General features: G+C 71.2%; 19 protein-coding genes. 11 read left to right on the top strand and 8 right to left on the bottom strand.

What is annotated here, in order from left to right; genetic code table 11:
* Window positions 1-165 precede the first annotated feature (165 nt).
* Together ACF1BE_RS23770 and ACF1BE_RS23775 are read right to left on the bottom strand one after the other, a co-directional pair.
* On the bottom strand, window positions 166-753 hold the full coding sequence (locus ACF1BE_RS23770) for a hypothetical protein (RefSeq protein WP_392201027.1): 588 nt from the start codon (window positions 751-753) through the stop codon (window positions 166-168).
* A 131-nt stretch (window positions 754-884) separates the two neighbouring features.
* Entirely contained in the window at window positions 885-2564 is a 1680-nt protein-coding gene (locus tag ACF1BE_RS23775; protein WP_392201028.1) for a family 20 glycosylhydrolase, read from the bottom strand.
* 151 nt (window positions 2565-2715) lie between these two features.
* Here ACF1BE_RS23775 and ACF1BE_RS23780 point away from each other — a divergent pair, with 151 nt between their 5' ends.
* The 9 genes from ACF1BE_RS23780 to ACF1BE_RS23820 all read left to right on the top strand — a co-directional run bounded on the left by ACF1BE_RS23780 (window position 2716) and on the right by ACF1BE_RS23820 (window position 9894).
* On the top strand, window positions 2716-3264 hold the full coding sequence (locus ACF1BE_RS23780; protein ID WP_392201029.1) for a 2-oxo-4-hydroxy-4-carboxy-5-ureidoimidazoline decarboxylase: 549 nt from the start codon (window positions 2716-2718) through the stop codon (window positions 3262-3264).
* A gap of 190 nt (window positions 3265-3454) precedes the next feature.
* The gene (gene sdhC / locus ACF1BE_RS23785; protein WP_392201030.1) at window positions 3455-3835 is read left to right on the top strand and encodes a succinate dehydrogenase, cytochrome b556 subunit; all 381 of its coding nucleotides are present in this window, start codon (window positions 3455-3457) and stop codon (window positions 3833-3835) included.
* An 8-nt stretch (window positions 3836-3843) separates the two neighbouring features.
* On the top strand, window positions 3844-4338 hold the full coding sequence (locus tag ACF1BE_RS23790) for a succinate dehydrogenase hydrophobic membrane anchor subunit (RefSeq protein ID WP_121787255.1): 495 nt from the start codon (window positions 3844-3846) through the stop codon (window positions 4336-4338).
* 19 nt (window positions 4339-4357) lie between these two features.
* A complete protein-coding gene (sdhA, locus tag ACF1BE_RS23795; RefSeq protein WP_392201031.1) occupies window positions 4358-6112 on the top strand; it encodes a succinate dehydrogenase flavoprotein subunit in 1755 nt (584 codons plus the stop codon).
* Window positions 6112-6891 carry a succinate dehydrogenase iron-sulfur subunit gene (locus tag ACF1BE_RS23800; protein ID WP_392201032.1) on the top strand — a complete coding sequence of 260 codons (780 nt, stop codon included), beginning with the start codon at window positions 6112-6114 and terminating at the stop codon, window positions 6889-6891. The genes sdhA and ACF1BE_RS23800 overlap by 1 nt, the downstream gene beginning before the upstream one ends.
* A gap of 122 nt (window positions 6892-7013) precedes the next feature.
* The gene (locus ACF1BE_RS23805; protein ID WP_392201033.1) at window positions 7014-8387 is read left to right on the top strand and encodes an FG-GAP and VCBS repeat-containing protein; all 1374 of its coding nucleotides are present in this window, start codon (window positions 7014-7016) and stop codon (window positions 8385-8387) included.
* Window positions 8388-8475: 88 nt separating this feature from the next.
* Window positions 8476-8886 carry a VOC family protein gene (locus tag ACF1BE_RS23810; protein WP_392201034.1) on the top strand — a complete coding sequence of 137 codons (411 nt, stop codon included), beginning with the start codon at window positions 8476-8478 and terminating at the stop codon, window positions 8884-8886.
* Window positions 8887-8931: 45 nt separating this feature from the next.
* On the top strand, window positions 8932-9672 hold the full coding sequence (locus ACF1BE_RS23815; protein WP_392201035.1) for a TetR/AcrR family transcriptional regulator: 741 nt from the start codon (window positions 8932-8934) through the stop codon (window positions 9670-9672).
* Window positions 9673-9762: 90 nt separating this feature from the next.
* Entirely contained in the window at window positions 9763-9894 is a 132-nt protein-coding gene (locus tag ACF1BE_RS23820; RefSeq protein ID WP_392201036.1) for a hypothetical protein, read from the top strand.
* A gap of 73 nt (window positions 9895-9967) precedes the next feature.
* Here the strand turns inward: ACF1BE_RS23820 and ACF1BE_RS23825 are convergent, their stop codons facing one another.
* Both ACF1BE_RS23825 and ACF1BE_RS23830 read right to left on the bottom strand, forming a co-directional pair.
* The gene (locus ACF1BE_RS23825; protein WP_392201037.1) at window positions 9968-11512 is read right to left on the bottom strand and encodes an ABC transporter substrate-binding protein; all 1545 of its coding nucleotides are present in this window, start codon (window positions 11510-11512) and stop codon (window positions 9968-9970) included.
* 176 nt (window positions 11513-11688) lie between these two features.
* Window positions 11689-11928, bottom strand: a complete 240-nt coding sequence (locus ACF1BE_RS23830; protein ID WP_121791057.1) for an SCO4848 family membrane protein — start codon at window positions 11926-11928, stop codon at window positions 11689-11691.
* 91 nt (window positions 11929-12019) lie between these two features.
* On the opposite strand from ACF1BE_RS23830, the gene ACF1BE_RS23835 reads away from it, so the two are divergent.
* Complete coding sequence (locus tag ACF1BE_RS23835; RefSeq protein ID WP_392201038.1) at window positions 12020-13255, top strand: D-alanyl-D-alanine carboxypeptidase family protein; 1236 nt, start codon at window positions 12020-12022, stop codon at window positions 13253-13255.
* Here the strand turns inward: ACF1BE_RS23835 and ACF1BE_RS23840 are convergent.
* Window positions 13203-14111, bottom strand: a complete 909-nt coding sequence (locus ACF1BE_RS23840; RefSeq protein WP_392201151.1) for a YihY/virulence factor BrkB family protein — start codon at window positions 14109-14111, stop codon at window positions 13203-13205. The two genes, ACF1BE_RS23835 and ACF1BE_RS23840, sit on opposite strands and share 53 nt — an antisense overlap.
* An 86-nt stretch (window positions 14112-14197) precedes the next feature.
* On the opposite strand from ACF1BE_RS23840, the gene ACF1BE_RS23845 reads away from it, so the two are divergent.
* The gene (locus tag ACF1BE_RS23845) at window positions 14198-14953 is read left to right on the top strand and encodes a decaprenylphospho-beta-D-erythro-pentofuranosid-2-ulose 2-reductase (RefSeq protein WP_392201039.1); all 756 of its coding nucleotides are present in this window, start codon (window positions 14198-14200) and stop codon (window positions 14951-14953) included.
* 26 nt (window positions 14954-14979) lie between these two features.
* Here ACF1BE_RS23845 and ACF1BE_RS23850 read toward each other — a convergent pair whose 3' ends face one another.
* From ACF1BE_RS23850 to ACF1BE_RS23860, 3 genes are all read right to left on the bottom strand, one after another.
* Window positions 14980-15564 carry a 2'-5' RNA ligase family protein gene (locus ACF1BE_RS23850; protein WP_392201040.1) on the bottom strand — a complete coding sequence of 195 codons (585 nt, stop codon included), beginning with the start codon at window positions 15562-15564 and terminating at the stop codon, window positions 14980-14982.
* A 150-nt stretch (window positions 15565-15714) separates the two neighbouring features.
* Window positions 15715-16728, bottom strand: a complete 1014-nt coding sequence (gene trpS / locus ACF1BE_RS23855; RefSeq protein ID WP_392201041.1) for a tryptophan--tRNA ligase — start codon at window positions 16726-16728, stop codon at window positions 15715-15717.
* Window positions 16729-16829: 101 nt separating this feature from the next.
* Window positions 16830-18284: a glycine hydroxymethyltransferase gene (locus ACF1BE_RS23860; RefSeq protein ID WP_392201042.1), complete on the bottom strand. Its 1455-nt coding sequence runs from the start codon at window positions 18282-18284 to the stop codon at window positions 16830-16832.
* Between the last annotated feature and the right edge of the window lie 56 nt (window positions 18285-18340).

The raw sequence follows: 18340 nt of genomic DNA on the forward strand, positions 1-18340 counted from the left end.
GGTCCGTCGCCCGCCCTGTCACCTGGCCTGTCACGTGATCTGTCGTATGGGCTGTCACACAGGTAAGAGCGGGCGGGGCGGGATTTCCGTCACCCCGTCACGCGCTGTCCCGGCAACCGTCGCAGGACCGCCCCACATCCGCCGCGGGACGGACACGAAACCCTCTCAGGCCCCCGGGCCGGCGGCGCCGCGCGCCCGGCGGGAGACCACCGCGCGCAGCACGCGCCGGCCCTCGACGGACACCTCCAGCGCCCCGCGCAGGCCGTTCACGCCGTGCCCGGCGAGGAGTTCCAGCACCGCCGTCTGGCGGCGCAGCTCGGCGGCGACGAGCGGGGACAGGCCCGCCGTGTCCCCCGACGGCGCGGCGCCCGGGTCCGTGGTGGCGTCCGCGGCGGGGTCGAGCAGCCGGTGGATGCGCAGCGAGGCGGCCGAGCAGGCGTCGGCCCAGGGGCGTACGGCGTCGGCGGTGTGCTCGGCGGGGGCCGCGTCCAGCATGCGGCGGGCGAGCAGCACGGCCTCGTCCCCGGCGGGCCCGGCCGCCCCGGCATCCGCTGCGGGCTGTGCGGACCCGAGCGCCGCGCGCGCCTTCTCCAGGCTCCCGCCCCAGTCGGAGCCGTCGGCGAGGCTCGCCCAGAGCGGACGCAGCAGTTCGTCGTCGCCGCCGAGCAGCGGCAGACACCGATCCATACAAGCCAGTCCGCTGGCGGCCAGTCCGCGTGCGTCGGCCTGTGCGATCAGTTGCACCAGGCTCATGAAACTCTCCCTCGCCAGGGCGCCGACCGGTACGGAGCCCGCATTTCCCCTTACTGCGTGCGACCGCGCGGGAGTGTCACATTCGCAGATTTTCAGCCAAAGGCAAGCCCTGCCGTGCGGGACGCCGCCCCTCAGCCCAGCCGGTCGGCCAGCTTCCTGAAGCCGGCCCAGGACAGCGCGGGCGTGCCCGGGTCCCACAGCTTCTGGACGGTGGCCCGCAGCGGCATCCGGATCCCCGCGGCGACCTGGCTCTCCGTCTGCGCGCCGGCCCTGTCGCTCCACACCGCGAACGAGCCGCCGAGGATCTGCGCGTCGTAGCGTGCCGGTACGGCGGTCGTGCCGCGCAGTACCCGCGGGTTCCACTGTTCGTAGATCCGCTGTCCCGTCGGGTAGACGAAGGTCTGCGGCTGCCCGAGGACGTAGTAGAGGAACTCGTCGTTGTAGTTGAGGACCTCGCGCCCCGCGTTCAGGTACTCCGCCGGCTGCCGGGCGCCGATCTCCTTGCCGGTCCAGTAGGCGACCTGGAGGCCCTGCTCGGGCTGGACGGAGGCGTTCCGGAAGAAGCCGTCGTTCCAGGCGCGGACGGTCTTGTCGTGGGCGCGGACGGTGGCGTAGCGGTCGTTCAGCCAGTCGGTGGCGAGGTCGGCGACGGTGGCGCCGGAGCCGTGGGCCTGCCGGGCGGCGGCGGCCAGCTGCGGATACGAGGCCTGCGGGTCCCTCACGGTGAGCGCCTGGTACTCGTCACCGCCCAGATGCCACCGGCCGCCGGGGAACAGCACCGCGTACTCGTTGAGCAGGTCGTCGACGATCCGCGCGGAGGCGTCCTTGGATATGTCCACGGCCCCCCTGGTGGCGACCCCGCTCGCGTTGCGCAGCTGGAGGTCCGGGTGGGCGGCGATGACGGCCCCGAGGTGTCCCGGCGAGTCGATCTCCGGCACGACGGTGATGTGCCGGCCGGCCGCCAGGTCCACGATCCGTTTGACCTGCGCCTTGGTCAGATGGTTCGGGGAGACGATCTCCGGGTGGGTGCTGGACTCGATCCGGAAGGCCTGGTCGTCGGAGAAGTGCAGGCCCAGCTCGTTGAACTTCAGGTCCCCCAGCTCGCGTATCCGGTCCTCGATCCAGGTCTCGGAGTACGGTTTGCGCGCGATGTCGAGCATGAACCCGCGGTCCGGCTTGGCCGGCTGGTCCCGGACGACGCCCTCCGGCGCCGTACCGCCGCCGTGGACCTCCTGTTTCAGGGTGCGGGTGCCGTAGAAGACCCCGGCCTGGCCGGGTCCGCTGATGTCGACCCGTCCGTCGCGGACGGTCAGGGTGTACGACTCCTGGTTCCCGCCCCCGCCGCCGAGCGCGAGCCGGACGTCCCCGGCCCGTACGTCGCCCTTGCCCATCCGCCCCGCGTACGTCAGCCCCAGTTCCCCGGCTATGAGCCGGCCCTCGTCGGCCAGCCCGGCGTCGCCCACCACCACCCGCTCCCCGTGCCGCGGCTGCCAGCCGGGACCGCGCGCCGGGGTGTGGGAGCGCACCGCGGGTATCGTGCGCGGCGCCTGTGACAGCGGATAGGACCGGCTGGGCGCCGGACTCGCCGACGGGCTGCCCGTCCCGCCGGGGTCGGCGCCGGTGGGGTCCGCGCCGGACACCCGCCCGGCCGAAGACCGTGGCGCGCTCTCCTGACGTTCCCCGCCGCCGCCGTCGGAGGCCCACACGCCGACGCCCGTGCCGAGCGCGACCGTCCCGACGAACGCGGCGGCCACCACCGCCCGCTTCGGTATCACCTGCCGCGCCGATCCCCGGCGCCTGTGCTGGGTCACCCTGCCACCGTACGGCTCTCCTCGGCCCACCGGTCATCGAGGTGTTCGGAAACTCTCCCGTTCGAGTGAAATTCACACATCACAGGGACACAGCGTGACCACTCTCGATAACCTGACCACATCTTTCACAGCATCCCCTGCCACACCACCTGTGACGCGAGGACCCACGCTGCCCGCCCACCCTCCGCCGTATCTCCCCAGGCCTCTCGACGCCTTCAACACCGCCGCCGACGAGGAGGTCCGCACCCTCCTCCTGCGCTGCCTGCGCAGCCCGCGCTGGTCGCGCCGGCTCGCGGACCACCGCCCGTACCCCGACCTGGACGCCCTGCTGGCGGCGGCGGACGAGGCGGCGTACGACCTGTCGCCGGGCGAACTGGCCCAGGCGCTGGCGGGCGAGTCCCTGCCCGAGCTGCCCGAGGACACCTACTCGGCGGCCCACATGGCGCTGAGCGCGGCGCAGGCGGCCTACGAGGCGCGATTCGGACACGGGTTCGTCCTCTACCTGGGTGACGTGCCCCCGGACGAGACGCTCGACCGCATCCTCGAAGCGATCCGGTCACGATTGACGAACGATCCGGAGGAGGAGCGGGTCACCGCGGCGGAGGAGCTGCGGCGCCTCGCCCGGGGGCGTATCGGCCAGTTCCTCGGGGCCACGGGAAGCCGCGCGAGCAGCACAAACGCCCCCTTGTCGGGCAAATGACCGCATCCCCCGCTCCGGCGGGCACCCCGCTAGCCCAACCGCGTGCCTGTTTGATCACACAGCCAGGCCCCCCGTCCGCCACGGCGCGGCGCCTCGCTACGATGCTGGGGGCCGGTGGACCGTACCCGGCCGGGCCCGACCGACAGTGAAGCCGGCGCGGCCCTAATCCCCGCTCCCGGAGGGTTCTTCCGTGCCGGCTGGAACGCTGTACCGCGGCCGGGAAGGAATGTGGTCCTGGGTGGCTCACCGAGTCACCGGCGTCCTCATTTTCTTCTTCCTGTTCGTTCATGTGCTGGACACCGCTCTCGTGCGTGTCTCCCCCGAGGACTACGACAAGGTCGTAGCCACGTACAAGACGCCGATCGTCGCGCTGCTGGAGTACGGCCTCGTCGCCGCCATCCTCTTCCACGCGCTCAACGGCCTGCGTGTCATCGCCGTCGACTTCTGGTCGAAGGGCACGCGCTACCAGAAGCAGATGTTCTGGGCCGTGATGGTCGTCTGGTTGGTGCTGATGGCCGGGGCACTCCGCCCGGTCCTCGGTCACGCCGCCCGTGTCCTCTTTGGGAGCTGACGCCGCCGATGTCGAACAACTCAGTCACTACTGAAACCGCCGCGTCCGGAGTCGGCCCCGTCGAGGGTGCGCCCGTCTACACCGTCGACAACCCGGCCCCGCTGATCGAGGCGCCGCGCAAGCGGACCAAGAAGTCCCCGAAGTCGACCCGGGGCAACTTCGAGCTGGCGGCGTGGGTCTTCATGCGCCTGTCCGGCATCGTGCTGGTCGTCCTCGTCCTCGGCCACCTGCTGATCCAGCTCGTGCTGGACGGCGGTGTCTCCAAGATCGGCTTCGCCTTCGTGGCCGGCCGCTGGGCGTCCCCGTTCTGGCAGGTCTGGGATCTGCTGATGCTGTGGCTGGCGATGCTGCACGGCGCCAACGGCCTGCGCACGGTCATCAACGACTACGCCGAGCGGCCGAACAGCCGCCTGTGGCTCAAGGGCCTGCTCTACACCGCCACGGTGTTCACCATCCTGCTGGGCACGCTGGTGATCTTCACCTTCGACCCGAACATCCGCTAGGCACGGGGCTGCGAGAATCATGAAGATCCACAAGTACGACACCGTCATCGTCGGCGCCGGTGGCGCGGGCATGCGCGCCGCCATCGAGGCGACGAAGCGCAGCCGCACCGCGGTCCTGACCAAGCTCTACCCCACCCGCTCCCACACGGGCGCCGCGCAGGGCGGCATGGCCGCCGCGCTGGCCAACGTGGAGGAGGACAACTGGGAGTGGCACACCTTCGACACGGTCAAGGGCGGTGACTACCTGGTCGACCAGGACGCCGCCGAGATCCTGGCGAAGGAGGCCATCGACGCCGTCCTCGACCTGGAGAAGATGGGCCTGCCGTTCAACCGGACCCCGGACGGCACCATCGACCAGCGCCGCTTCGGCGGTCACAGCCGTAACCACGGCGAGGCCCCGGTCCGCCGGTCCTGCTACGCCGCGGACCGCACCGGCCACATGATCCTCCAGACGCTGTACCAGAACTGCGTCAAGGAGGGTGTGGAGTTCTTCAACGAGTTCTACGTCCTCGACCAGCTGATGACCGAGGTCGACGGCGTGAAGCGGTCGGCCGGTGTGGTGGCGTACGAGCTGGCCACGGGCGAGATCCACATCTTCCAGGCCAAGGCCGTCATCTACGCCTCCGGCGGCACGGGCAAGTTCTTCAAGGTGACGTCGAACGCCCACACGCTGACCGGTGACGGTCAGGCGGCGGTCTACCGGCGCGGGCTCCCGCTGGAGGACATGGAGTTCTTCCAGTTCCACCCGACCGGCATCTGGCGCATGGGCATCCTGCTGACGGAGGGCGCCCGTGGTGAGGGCGGCATCCTGCGCAACAAGGACGGCGAGCGCTTCATGGAGAAGTACGCGCCGGTCATGAAGGACCTCGCCTCCCGCGACGTCGTCTCGCGCTCCATCTACACGGAGATCCGCGAGGGCCGCGGCTGCGGTCCCGAGGGCGACCACGTCTACCTGGACCTCACCCACCTGCCGCCGGAGCAGCTGGACGCCAAGCTCCCGGACATCACCGAGTTCGCGCGGACGTACCTCGGGATCGAGCCCTACACGGACCCGATCCCGATCCAGCCGACCGCGCACTACGCGATGGGCGGCATCCCGACGAACGTCGAGGGTGAGGTCCTGGCGGACAACACCACCGTCGTCCCGGGCCTGTACGCGGCCGGCGAGGTCGCCTGTGTCTCCGTGCACGGCGCCAACCGGCTGGGCACCAACTCGCTGCTGGACATCAACGTCTTCGGCCGCCGTGCGGGCATCGCCGCCGCCGAGTACGCGGCGAAGGCCGACTACGCCGAGCTGCCGGAGGCCCCGGAGTCCTTCGTCGTCGAGCAGATCGAGCGGCTGCGCAACTCCACCGGCAACGAGCGGGTGGCCACGCTCCGCCGTGAGCTCCAGGAGACCATGGACGCCAACGTCATGGTCTTCCGCACCGAGCAGACGATCAAGACGGCCGTCGAGAAGATCGCCGAGCTGCGCGAGCGCTACCGGAACGTGGCGATCCAGGACAAGGGCAAGCGGTTCAACACCGACCTCCTCGAGGCGATCGAGCTGGGCAACCTGCTCGACCTGGCCGAGGTCATGGCGGTGTCGGCCCTGGCCCGCAAGGAGTCCCGCGGTGGCCACTACCGCGAGGACTACCCGAACCGCGACGACGTCAACTTCATGCGCCACACCATGGCGTACCGCGAGGTCGGCGCCGACGGCTCGGAAACCGTCCGTCTCGACTACAAGCCGGTCGTCCAGACCCGCTACCAGCCGATGGAGCGTAAGTACTGATGGCTACCCCTGTTCTGGACAAGGCGGACGCGGCCGGCCGGCCCGAGCCCGGTTTCGCCGACTCCCCCTACATCACGGTCACCCTCCGCGTCCGCCGGTTCAACCCGGAGGTCTCCGCCGAGGCGGCCTGGGAAGACTTCCAGCTGGAGATCGACCCGAAGGAACGTGTCCTCGACGCCCTCCACAAGATCAAGTGGGACGTCGACGGCAGCCTCACGTTCCGCCGCTCGTGCGCGCACGGCATCTGCGGCTCGGACGCGATGCGGATCAACGGCAAGAACCGTCTCGCCTGCAAGACGCTGATCAAGGACATCAACCCCGAGAAGCCGATCACGGTCGAGCCCATAAAGGGCCTCACGGTCCTGAAGGACCTGGTCGTGGACATGGAGCCGTTCTTCCAGGCGTACCGGGACGTGATGCCGTTCCTGATCACGAACGACACCAACGAGCCGACCCGGGAGCGGTTGCAGTCCGCCGAGGACCGCGAGCGCTTCGACGACACCACCAAGTGCATCCTGTGCGCCGCGTGCACGTCGTCCTGCCCGGTGTTCTGGAACGACGGCCAGTACTTCGGTCCGGCCGCGATCGTGAACGCCCACCGCTTCATCTTCGACAGCCGTGACGAGGCGGGCGAGCAGCGCCTGGAGATCCTCAACGACCGCGACGGCGTGTGGCGCTGCCGCACGACCTTCAACTGCACGGACGCCTGCCCGCGCGGTATCGAGGTCACGAAGGCGATCCAGGAGGTCAAGCGCGCGCTGATCACGCGTCGCTACTGATCCGCCGTACGCCTGCGGCTCTTCGGGCCCCGTCCCCGGTCACGTACCGGGAGTGGGGCCCTCGCCGTACAACCGTTCCCCAACGCCGTGGGTCTGCAGGGTGTACGCGATCAAGGAGACTCATGCGCACGCAAAGAAAGCTCGCCGTCGCTCTCGCGGTGGCCACGGCCGCCTCGCTGACCGGCGGACTGCTCGCCCTGTCGGCCGGTCCGGCCGCCGCGGCCACTCCCGCCAAGTACGCCGACGACTTCAACGGCGACGGCTACCGGGACTACGCGTCCGGCTGGGGCGGCGAGGTCACCGTCACCTACGGCACGGCTACCGGGCCGGGCCCGAAGACGGTGCGGTTCACCCAGGACAGCCCGGGCATCCCCGGCACGGCGGGCGACTCCGGCGGCTACGCCGACAGCTTCGGCAACCAGCTCGCCCACGCCGACCTCGACCGTGACGGGTACGCCGACCTCGCCGTCGCCGACAGCAGCGAGAAGAGCGGCACGACGGCCGGTGCGGGCGCCGTCACCGTCCTGTGGGGCGCCAGGTCCGGTCTCGGCACGCAGGCGACCCGCATCCCCGCGCGGTCCAAGGTGGCGTTCGGCGCGGCCCTCACCTCCGGCGACTTCAACGGCGACGGCAAGCCGGACCTGGCCGTCACCGACGCCACCGGCACCCTCTACGTCTACCGGGGCGGCTTCTCCCGGTCCGGTACGACGGGCAGCGTCACCAGGCTGGAGGTGAGCCCCAGCGGCGCCGAGGTGCTGGAGCCGACCGCAGTCGTCGCCGGCAGGGTGAACAAGGACAAGGCCACCGACCTGTACGTGCTGGGCCAGGGCTACAAGGACGGCCGGATGACGCAGGCCGCGTGGTTCGTGCAGGGCGGCTCCACCATCAAGCGCGGCAAGTACACCACCTACAACGCCTCGCAGGCGGACTTCAACGCCACCGGCGTGATCGCCGACTTCGACAAGAACGGCTACGGGGATCTGGCCGTCAGCGACACGCCGTACAACAAGGGCGCGGGTTCCGTGCTGGTCCTGCGCGGCGGCGCGAGCGGCCCGGGCACCTCCTACCGCCTGACGCAGTCCACCGCGGGGGTGGCGACGGCGGCCACGAAGAACGACCGCTTCGGCTTCTCCCTCTCCGCCGGTGACACCAACCGCGACGGCTACCCGGACCTCGCCGTGGGCGTGCCCGAGGAGGAGTCCGGCTCGGTCGGCAACGCGGGCGGCGTGCACGTCCTGCGCGGTGGCGGCAAGGGCCTGACCGGCACCGGCGCCCAGTGGTTCACCCGCGCCACGGCGGGTGTGCCGGGCAGTGCGACGCCGGACGAGATGTTCGGCCTGTTCGTCCGCCTGCGCGACCTCGACCGGGACGGCGACGCCGACCTGCTGATGTCCGGCGACCTGTACCGGAAGGGCGTGCTGCTGCGCGGGACCGCCACCGGCATCACGACCAGCCATGCCTCGGAGACCGACCTGGACCCGAACTTCCCGCAGTGACGGCTGCCCCGTCCCCCGGAGAGCCCCACCGCGGTCCGCTGCGGTGGGGCTCCTCGCATCCCGGGAGGATGACTCCTAATGTGACGACATGTCAGACGAAGGGTCGTACGAACTGCTCGGTTTCGACAACGTGCTGCTCCCCGTCGGTGACCTCGGCGAGGCGGTCGCCTTCTACGAACGGGCCGGGTTCACCGTGGGGTTCCGGTTCGACGAGGGCGGGATCGCCCTGCTGAAGGTCGGGGCCGAGACACCGGGCATCCTGCTCCAGGCCGAGGAGCAGCTGGGACACCGGTCACCGCCGTGGCCGTCGGCGCGGATCTGGCTGGAGGTGCCGGACGCGCGGGCCGCGGCGCGGGAACTGGCCGCCGCGGGGATCGCGCCGCTGGACGAGGTCTCCCAGGTGGCCACCGGCTGGACGGTGGAGATCACCGACCCCTGGGGCAACGTCCTGGGCTTCACCGACTACACCAGGCGCCCGCAGCTGGGCCGCCGGGGCTGAGCCGCCGCCATGGGCCGGCCGCGTCACTCGTTAGGCTCTTCTACCGTGCCCGCGAAGAACGACGGCCCCGGTGCGGCCGGCCCCCAGAGCAGCAAGTCCGAGCAGACCCGTGCGCTGATCCTGGAGACCGCCATGCGGTTGTTCCAGGAGCGCGGGTACGACAAGACGACCATGCGGGCCATCGCCACGGAGGCCGGGGTGTCCGTCGGCAACGCCTACTACTACTTCGAGGGCAAGGAACACCTGATCCAGGGGTTCTACGACCGGATCGCCGCCGAGCACCAGGCGGCGGTACGGCAGGTACTGGACCGGGAGACCGACCTGGAGGCGCGGCTCGCGGGCGTGCTCACCGTGTGGCTGGACATCGCCCGGCCGTACCACGAGTTCGCGGTGCAGTTCTTCAAGAACGCCGCCGACCCCGACAGCCCGCTCAGCCCCTTCTCCCCGGAGAGCGAGCACGCGCGCGAGGCGGCGATCAGCGTGCACCGGGAGGTCCTGGCCGGTTCGAGGTCCAAGGTGGCACCCGAACTGCGGGACGTCCTCCCGGAACTGATGTGGCTCGCCCAGATGGGCCTGGTCCTGTACTGGATCTTCGACCGCACGGAGGGACGCGAGCGCAGCTACCGCCTGGCGCGGCGGGGCGCCCGGCTGACCGCACGCGGCGTGTCCCTGGCCCGCTTCCGTGTCCTGCGCCCCCTCGTCCTGGAGATCCACGAGCTGTTCACGGACTTCCTGCCGGGCATGACGAAGGCCCTCCCGGCCCCGGACCGCGACCGGGACGCGTGATCACTTGCGGGTGGACGCACGAGAACGGGACGTCCGGCAGCCGCTCTGCCTACGACGATGTTCTCGACACCAGCCCCTGGGAGGCACGCGATGTCCGCTGCATCCGTCGAGCAGCCGCCCTTCCACGACGATGAGCCGTTCTCACTGACGGCCATCGCCGAAGAGATCATGGAGCGCCATCCGGCTACCGCGTCGAGATCATCGCAGGCCACCTCCTCGTGACCCCTTCACCGGATGCCCCCCACGCACGCGCGTCGAGCAGATCATCAAGGCCGGGCAGCGGAAGACCGACTGATCAGATCCACCCCAGCCGCCACAGCCGGAACACGCCCGTGCCGTCCGTCAGGTACTGGCCGCCGCCGACATCCTCCGTGCTGACCACGTACTCCTTGCGCTGCCACAGCGGGATCAGCGGGACGTCCTCCGCCACGGCGGACTGGATGTCACGGAAGTCGTTCGCCGCCCGGCTGCGGTCGGCGAACTGCCTGCTGTCCAGTACGAGGTGGTCGACGACCTTGTTGCTGTAGCCGGTGCTCATCGTGGAACCGGTGCCGACGAGCGCGGCGCCGAAGGTGTCCGGGTCGGGGTAGTCGGCGACCCAGCCGACCGCCCAGGCGTCGATCGTCCCGGCGGCCCAGCGCTTCTGGAAGTCGGTCCACTCGTAGCCCTTGAGGTCCACCCTGAACAGGCCGCTCGCCTCGAGCTGCTTCTTCAGCTCCGTGGCCTCCTCCGCGCCGGCGCCCCGGCCGACGCCGTAGCCGTAGGTGAAGCGCACCGGCAGGCTCACCCCGGCCTCGGTGAGCAGTTCCCGCGCCTTCCTGGTGCTCTGCGCCGGGTACCGGTCGAAGAACGACGTGGTGTGGCCGGTGATACCGGTCGGGATCAGCGAGTACAGCGGGTCGACGGTGCCCTCGTACACCGTCGCCGCCAGCTTCTCGCGGTCGACCAGCCAGGCCAGCGCGCGGCGCACCCGCACGTCGTGCAGCGGGGAAGCGGCGCGGGTGTTGAGGTACAGGTTGCGGGTCTCGGCGCTGTCGGACTCGGTGACCCGCTGCCCGGGGTCGCTCGGGTTCAGCGCGGAGAGCATCCCGGGCGGCAGGGTCCGCGTGGCGACGTCGACCTGGCGGCCCTTCCAGGCGCGGTCGAGCTTGCCGGAGTCGGCGTAGTAGCGCAGTTCGACCGGGCGGCCGGGGCCGCCGAGGTAGCCCTTGTAGTGCGTGTTCGGCGCGAGGTCGGCCTTGTGGTCCTTGGTGTAGGCCGTCAGCCGGTACGGCCCGGTGCCGTCGACGGCGGCGTCCTCACGCAGGCGGCCGGCCGGGTACCGGTCCTTGTCCACGAGGGAGCCGGCGCCGGTGGCCACCTTCAGCGGGAAGGTGGCGTCGGAGGACGACAGGTGGAACGTGACGACGTGCGCGCTGTCGGCGGTCACGGAGGCGAGCGTGTCGAACAGGGACGCCGGGCCGACGTCGTCGTTGATCCTCCTGACCCGGTCGAAGGAGAACTTCACGTCCCCGGCCGTCATCTCGCGCCCGCTCGGGAAGGTGATCCCGGAACGCAGCGTGCACCGGTACGTCCGTAACCCGCCGCCCGTGAAGGCGCAGCTCTTCGCCGCGTCCGGGACCGGTTCGGTGCCGCCCTGCTCGAACGTCAGCAGGGACTGGAAGACGTTGCTGAACAGCGCCCAGGAGCCGGCGTCGTAGGCGCCGGCCGGGTCGAGCGCGGTGACGGCGTCGGTGGTGCCGACGGTGATGGTCCTGTTCCTGTACTGCTGCGACGGCAGCAGCTGCCAGCCGCCGATCCCCACGGCGGCGAGTACGAGCAACGTCACGAGAACGCGCATGCGAACCGATCGCATGGTGGTGCCCTCCCCCAGGCCCGACAGGGCCCTACCCCTGGCCCAGCACGAATCGGCCACTTCCCCTCAAGTGGCGCGGCTCACCCAATCACACGGGCCACACCTGAGGAAGGGCTTTCCGGCCGGATGGGAAAGAACTTACCGAGCGCGGTGGTCTCCCGTCATGACGTCCGGCGCAGTGCGCGCAGACCGCGCAACCCGATGCCTCCGACGACCGTCCCCAATACGAAGGAAACGACCGCCAGCAGCAGGTGCACCCAGAAGTACGCGGTCGGGTGACCGTCGTCGAAGGCGAGCCCGCTGCTGTCCTTGACGAGGTTCTTGACGAAAGTGACCCAGATGACCCAGCTCCACACCCCGAAGGCGAGCAGGAACCAGGAGACCGGGCGGCTGAGCTTCATGTCCCCAGTATCGCCGTCCCGTGTCCGGTTCCGTGTCGGGGGTGGGGCGCGCAGCGGGACTTCGCCCGTCCGTACGGGTACGTTCACGACCGTGCCCGCATCTGAGAGGACCGGCCGGCGACCCCTGCTGGTGACCTCCGCCACCCTGCTGTCCCTGGCCGTCACCGCTCCCGCCGCCCTGGCCGCGCCGACCCCCTCGCCGAGCCCGACGGCCACCCCGCCGGCCCGGATGTCCACCCTGGGCGGCGTCCGGCTGGGGCAGCCCGGCACCCAGGTCAACCTCGCCCCGGGCGTGCCCGTGCTGCCCAAGGACCTCACCGCCCGGTCCTGGATCGTCTCGGACGCCGAGTCGGGGGAGGTGCTGGCCGCGCACAACGCGCACTGGCGGCTGCCCCCGGCGAGCACCCTGAAGATGCTGTTCGCGGACACCGTGCTGCCCCGCTTCCCCAAGGGGACCCACCACACGGTCGTCCCGTCCGACCTCGCGGGCATGGGCGTCGGCTCCAGCGTGGTCGGGATGAAGGAGGGGCACACCTACTCCGTCCACGACCTGTGGCTCGGGGTGTTCCTGCGCTCGGGCAACGACGCGGTGCGCACGCTGTCCGCGATGAACGGCGGCATCGGGCAGACCGTGCGGGACATGCAGGAGCACGCCGGGGAACTCCAGGCCCTGGACACTCAGGTGGTCTCCCCCGACGGCTACGACGCGCCGGGGCAGGTGTCGTCGGCGTACGACCTGACGCTGTTCGCCCGATCCGGGCTCCAGAAGAAGGACTTCCGCGAGTACTGCTCGACGGTGCGGGCGACGTTCGGGTCCGCCACGATCCAGAACACCAACCGGCTGCTGAGCGGCGACACCGACGTCCCCGTCTACCCGGGGATCGCCGGTGTGAAGAACGGCAACACCACGCACGCGGGCGCCACCCTCACCGCGGTCGCCGAGCGGGGCGGCAAGGTGCTGCTGGTCACGGTGATGAATCCGGAGAAGCACGAGCACAACGAGGTCTACAAGGAGAGCGCGCAGCTCCTCGACTGGGGCTTCCGGGCGGCCGGCAAGGTCAACGCGGTGGGTGAGCTGGTGCCGCCGAGGAGCGCCGTGCCGGCCGGCGGGCAGCCGGACGCCGGCGCGTCCGCCGGGCGCGCGTCCGTGACCGGCGGGTCCGGTTCGCAGCCGGTGGCGAGCGCCGCCACCGGGTCGGGTGCCGGCGGTGCGGGGATCGCCCTGGCCGTCGCGGGTGGTCTGCTGGTGCTGCTCGGCGGCGGGGTGTTCCTGGTCAACCGCCGGTGGCCGCTGCCCGATCTGATGCGGCGTCGGGCACGTCACTGAGTTGGGCGTGCCTGCTCGGCGTCGCCGTCCAGGAGGCGCAGAACAGCACCAGTTTGGCGGTGAAGTTGATCCAGAGCAGCAGGGCCACGGGGACGCCGAACGCGCCGTACATGCTCTTCGCGGCGACCCCCTGGACGTAGCCGCTGAGCAGCAGCTTGAGCAGTTCGAAGCCGACCGCCCCGAGCAGGGCGGACACCAGCAGGCGGCGGCGCGGCGGCTCGACCCCGGGCAGCAGGGTCAGGACGTAGAGCAGGACCAGGAAGTCGGCGATGACGGCGACGGCGAACGCGACGACCTGAAGCAGCACGCTGCCCCAGCCGTGCTCGGCCAGACCGATCAGGCCCGACAGCCGGCCGACGGCGGCCGAGGCGAGGATGGACGTGGCGAGGGTGACCAGCAGGGCGCCGCCGAAGCCGAGCAGGATGCCGGCGTCCTTGGCCTTGGTGACGAGGGGGTTCTCCTCCCGGTCCGGCAGCTCCCACACCGTGCGCAGGCAGTCCCGGACCTGGCCGACCCAGCCGATGCCCGTGAACAGGAGCACCGCGCCCGCGATGACGCCGACGGTGCCCGCGTTCTCCACCAGGGAGGTGAGGTCCAGCTGGTCGGCGAGGCCCGGGAACTGCTCGGCGATCTTGTGTTCGACGGTCTTCTCACTGGCGGGACTGAGCGTGGCGGCGGCGACCGCGGCGGCCACGGTCAGCAGCGGGAACAGCGCCACGAAGCTGACGAACGTCATGGCGGCGGCGAGCCGGGTCCACTTCACCCGGTCCAGCCGCTCGTACGACCGCCACGCGTGCGTGGCCGTCAGCCGGGTGACCGCCGGCCCGATGCCGGGGAGCTTCTTCAGCCAGTCCATGACCCGACCCATGCCCGCTCCGCCCGGGCGTGAACACCGCGTTTCTTCGCCAGAACGGTCATATGCGGGCGATACGGTCAGTTGTCATGAAGGATGCCACCGCACTGCCCCGTTCCCTGCTCGTCCTCGGCGGCACGTCCGAGATCGCGCTGGCCATCGCGCGCCGGCTGATCGCCCGCCGCACCCGTACGGTGTGGCTGGCGGGCCGCCCCTCCGTCGCCCTGGAGAACGCCGCCGGAGGCCTGCGGGCGCTCGGCGCCGACGTGCACACCGTCGGCTTCGACGCGCTCGACCCCGGATCCCACGAGACCGTCCTCGGCAAGGTGTTCGCCGAGGGTGCCGTCGACATGGTGCTGCTCGCGTTCGGCCTCCTCGGCGACCAGGCCCACGACGAACGCGATCCGGTCCGTGCGGTGCGGGTCGCCCAGACCAACTACACCGGGGCCGTCTCGGTGGGCCTGGTCACCGGCCGCGCCCTCCAGGCGCAGGGGCACGGCTCCCTCGTCTTCCTGTCCTCCGTCGCCGCCGAACGCGCCCGCCGCACCGACTTCATCTACGGCTCCAGCAAGGCCGGCCTGGACACCTTCGCCCAGGGCCTGGGCGACGCCCTGCACGGCACCGGCGCGCACGTCATGGTCGTGCGCCCCGGGTTCGTCCGGACCCGCGGGACGGCCGGACGGCACCGGCCCCCGCTCGCCACCACGCCGGAGGCGGTCGCCACCGCCGTGGAACTCGGCCTGCGCCGCCGCTCGGAGACGGTGTGGGTGCCGGGGGCGCTCCGCCCGGTGATGTGGGCCCTGCGGCACGCGCCGCGCGCGGTGTACCGCCGGCTGGAGGTGTGACGGGGAGCGGCGCCCCCTCGCTCCGGCTAGCGGCCTGCCGGCGTGCCGCTCTCGACGTCCGCGTGGCCGGCCTGGGGCGGCACCACCGCTCCGCCGAAGGTGTACTCGCGCAGCTTGCGCCACACACCGTCGGCGCCCTGTTCGTAGAGCGCGAAGCCGGTGCACGGCCACTCGGCGTCGAACCCCGCCAGTTCCGCGAAGGCGCGGTCCATCGCCGCGTCGTCGATGCCGTGGGCCACGGTGACGTGCGGGTGGTAGGGGAACTGGAGCTCGCGCGCCACCGGGCCGGAGGCGTCGCGGATCCGCTGCTGCAGCCGGGCGCAGGCCTGGGCGCCCCGGACGACCCGGACGTACACCACGGGCGACAGCGGCCGGAAGGTGCCGGTGCCGGACAGCCGCATCGGGAACGGCCGGCCGGCCGCGGCGACCTCGGTGAGGTGCGCGTCGACGGCCGGCAGCGCGGCCTCGTCCACCTCGGTCGGCGGCAGCAGGGTGACGTGCGTGGGGATGCCGTGAGCCGCGGCGTCGCCGAAGCCCGCGCGCCGCTCCTGGAGCAGGCTGCCGTGAGGCTCCGGGACCGCGATCGAAACGCCGATCGTTACGGTCCCCACGTCGTCTCCTTCGTCGCGTCTGTCGTCTTCCAGGCCGTCCCGTCCCGGCCGTCGGCTATCGACTGTACGGCCACCGAAGTCCTGTCGGCAGGCGCACCGCGAGTGATGTGCAGCGCTCCGCCCGCCGGGACCCGTGTGCGGTCGTACGCCTCAGTGCTTGGCCGGGAGGAAGCCCACGCGGTCGTACGCGTGAGCGAGCGTCTCGGCGGCGACGGCGCGCGCCTTCTCGGCGCCCTTGGCCAGGACGGAGTCCAGCGTCTCGGAGTCGTCCAGGTACTGCTGGGTGCGCTCGCGGAACGGCGTCACGAACTCGACCATGATCTCGGCGAGGTCGGTCTTGAGCGCGCCGTACATCTTGCCCTCGTACTCCTGCTCCAGCTCGGCGACCGGCTTGCCGGTGAGCGTGGAGTAGATGGTGAGGAGGTTCGACACGCCCGGCTTGTTCTCCGCGTCGTAGCGGATCACCGTGTCGGTGTCGGTGACCGCGCTCCTGACCTTCTTGGCCGTGGCCTTCGGCTCGTCGAGGAGGTTGACGAGGCCCTTCGGCGTGGACGCCGACTTGCTCATCTTGACCGTCGGGTCCTGGAGGTCGTAGATCTTCGCCGTCTCGCGGAGGATGTACGGCTCGGGGACCGTGAACGTCGCGCCGAACCGGCCGTTGAACCGCTCGGCGAGGTCGCGGGTCAGCTCGATGTGCTGACGCTGGTCCTCGCCGACGGGCACCTGGTTCGCCTGGTACAGCAGGATGTCGGCGACCTGGAGGACCGGGTAGGTGAACAGGCCGACGGAGGCGCGGTCGGCGCCCTGCCTGGCGGACTTGTCCTTGAACTGGGTCATCCGGCTCGCCTCGCCGAAGCCGGTGAGGCAGTTCATGACCCAGGCCAGCTGGGCGTGCTCGGGGACGTGGCTCTGCACGAAGAGGGTGCAGCGGTCCGCGTCCAGGCCGGCGGCCAGCAGCTGGGCGGCGGCGAGGCGGGTGTTGGCCCGCAGCTCGGCCGGGTCCTGCGGCACCGTGATCGCGTGCAGGTCGACGACCATGTAGAACGCGTCGTGGGTCTCCTGCAGGGCCACCCACTGGCGGACGGCGCCGAGGTAGTTGCCGAGGTGGAACGAGCCTGCGGTGGGCTGGATTCCGGAGAGCACGCGGGGTCGGTCAGTCGCCATGTTTTTCATTGTCGCAGAGAGGGCGGGAGCTTCGGTGCGGTGGGGAACCGCGGGCCCCGACGGGCCGGCCGCGCGGTTCCCCGTGCCGGTGCCGGGGCGTTTCAGCCCAGGTCGACCTCCGGGTACAGCGGGAAGCCCGCCACCAGGTCGGTGGCCCGGCCGGCGATCTCCTGCGCGACCTTCTCGTCCAGGACGTGGGCGGCGCGGGAGGGGGCGCCCGACTTGGTGGTGCCCGGCTCGGTGGTGGTCAGGACGCGGTCGATCAGGCCCGCCACCTCGTCCATCTCCGCGGTGCCCAGGCCGCGGGTGGTGAGCGCGGGGGTGCCGACGCGGATGCCGGAGGTGTACCAGGCGCCGTTCGGGTCGGCCGGGATGGCGTTGCGGTTGGTGACGATGCCCGAGTCGAGGAGCGCCGCCTCGGCCTGGCGGCCGGTGAGGCCGTAGGAGGTGGCGACGTCGATCAGGTTGAGGTGGTTGTCCGTGCCGCCCGTGACCAGGGTGGCGCCGCGGCGCATCAGGCCCTCGGCGAGCGCGCGGGAGTTGTCCACGATGCGCTGGGCGTAGTCCTGGAAGGACGGCCGGCGGGCCTCGGCCAGTGCGACGGCCTTGGCGGCCATGACGTGCGGGAGCGGGCCGCCGAGGACCATCGGGCAGCCACGGTCGACCTGGTCCTTGAGGGAGTCGTCGCACAGGACCATGCCGCCGCGCGGGCCGCGCAGGGACTTGTGGGTGGTCGTGGTGACGATCTGGGCGTGCGGGACCGGGTCGAAGTCACCGGTGAGGACCTTGCCGGCGACGAGACCCGCGAAGTGCGCCATGTCGACCATGAGGGTGGCGCCGACCTCGTCGGCGATCTCCCGCATGAGCCGGAAGTTCACCAGCCGGGGGTACGCCGAGTAGCCGGCGACGATGATCAGCGGCTTGAACTCGCGGGCCTGGGCGCGCAGGGCGTCGTAGTCGATCAGGCCGGTGGCCGGGTCGGTGCCGTACGAGCGCTGGTCGAACATCTTGCCGGAGATGTTCGGGCGGAAGCCGTGGGTGAGGTGGCCGCCGGCGTCCAGGGACATTCCGAGCATGCGCTGGTTGCCGAAGGCCTGGCGCAGCTCGGCCCAGTCGGCCTCGGTCAGGTCGTTGACCTGGCGGACGCCGGTCTTCTCCAGGAAGGGCGCCTCGACGCGGTCGGCGAGGACGGCCCAGAAGGCCACCAGGTTGGCGTCGATGCCGGAGTGCGGCTGGACGTAGGCGTGGCGGGCGCCGAAGAGTTCGCGGGCGTGCTCGGCGGCGAGGGACTCGACGGTGTCGACGTTGCGGCAGCCGGCGTAGAAGCGGCGGCCGACGGTGCCCTCGGCGTACTTGTCGCTGAACCAGTTGCCCATGGCGAGCAGGGTCGCCGGGGAGGCGTAGTTCTCGGAGGCGATCAGCTTGAGCATCTCGCGCTGGTCGGCGACCTCCTGGCCGATGGCGTCGGCGACACGCGGCTCGACGGCGCGGACCACGTTGAGGGCGGCGCGGAAGGCCGTGGACTCGGTGGAGAGGGGGGCGGAATTCTCGGGCATCGGGACCTCCGGACGGCGTGCGTACAGCGTTCACGTTCGGCCCAGGCGCACGGCAC

Source organism: Streptomyces sp. NPDC014991, assembly GCF_043080665.1.
Classification (GTDB): domain Bacteria; phylum Actinomycetota; class Actinomycetes; order Streptomycetales; family Streptomycetaceae; genus Streptomyces.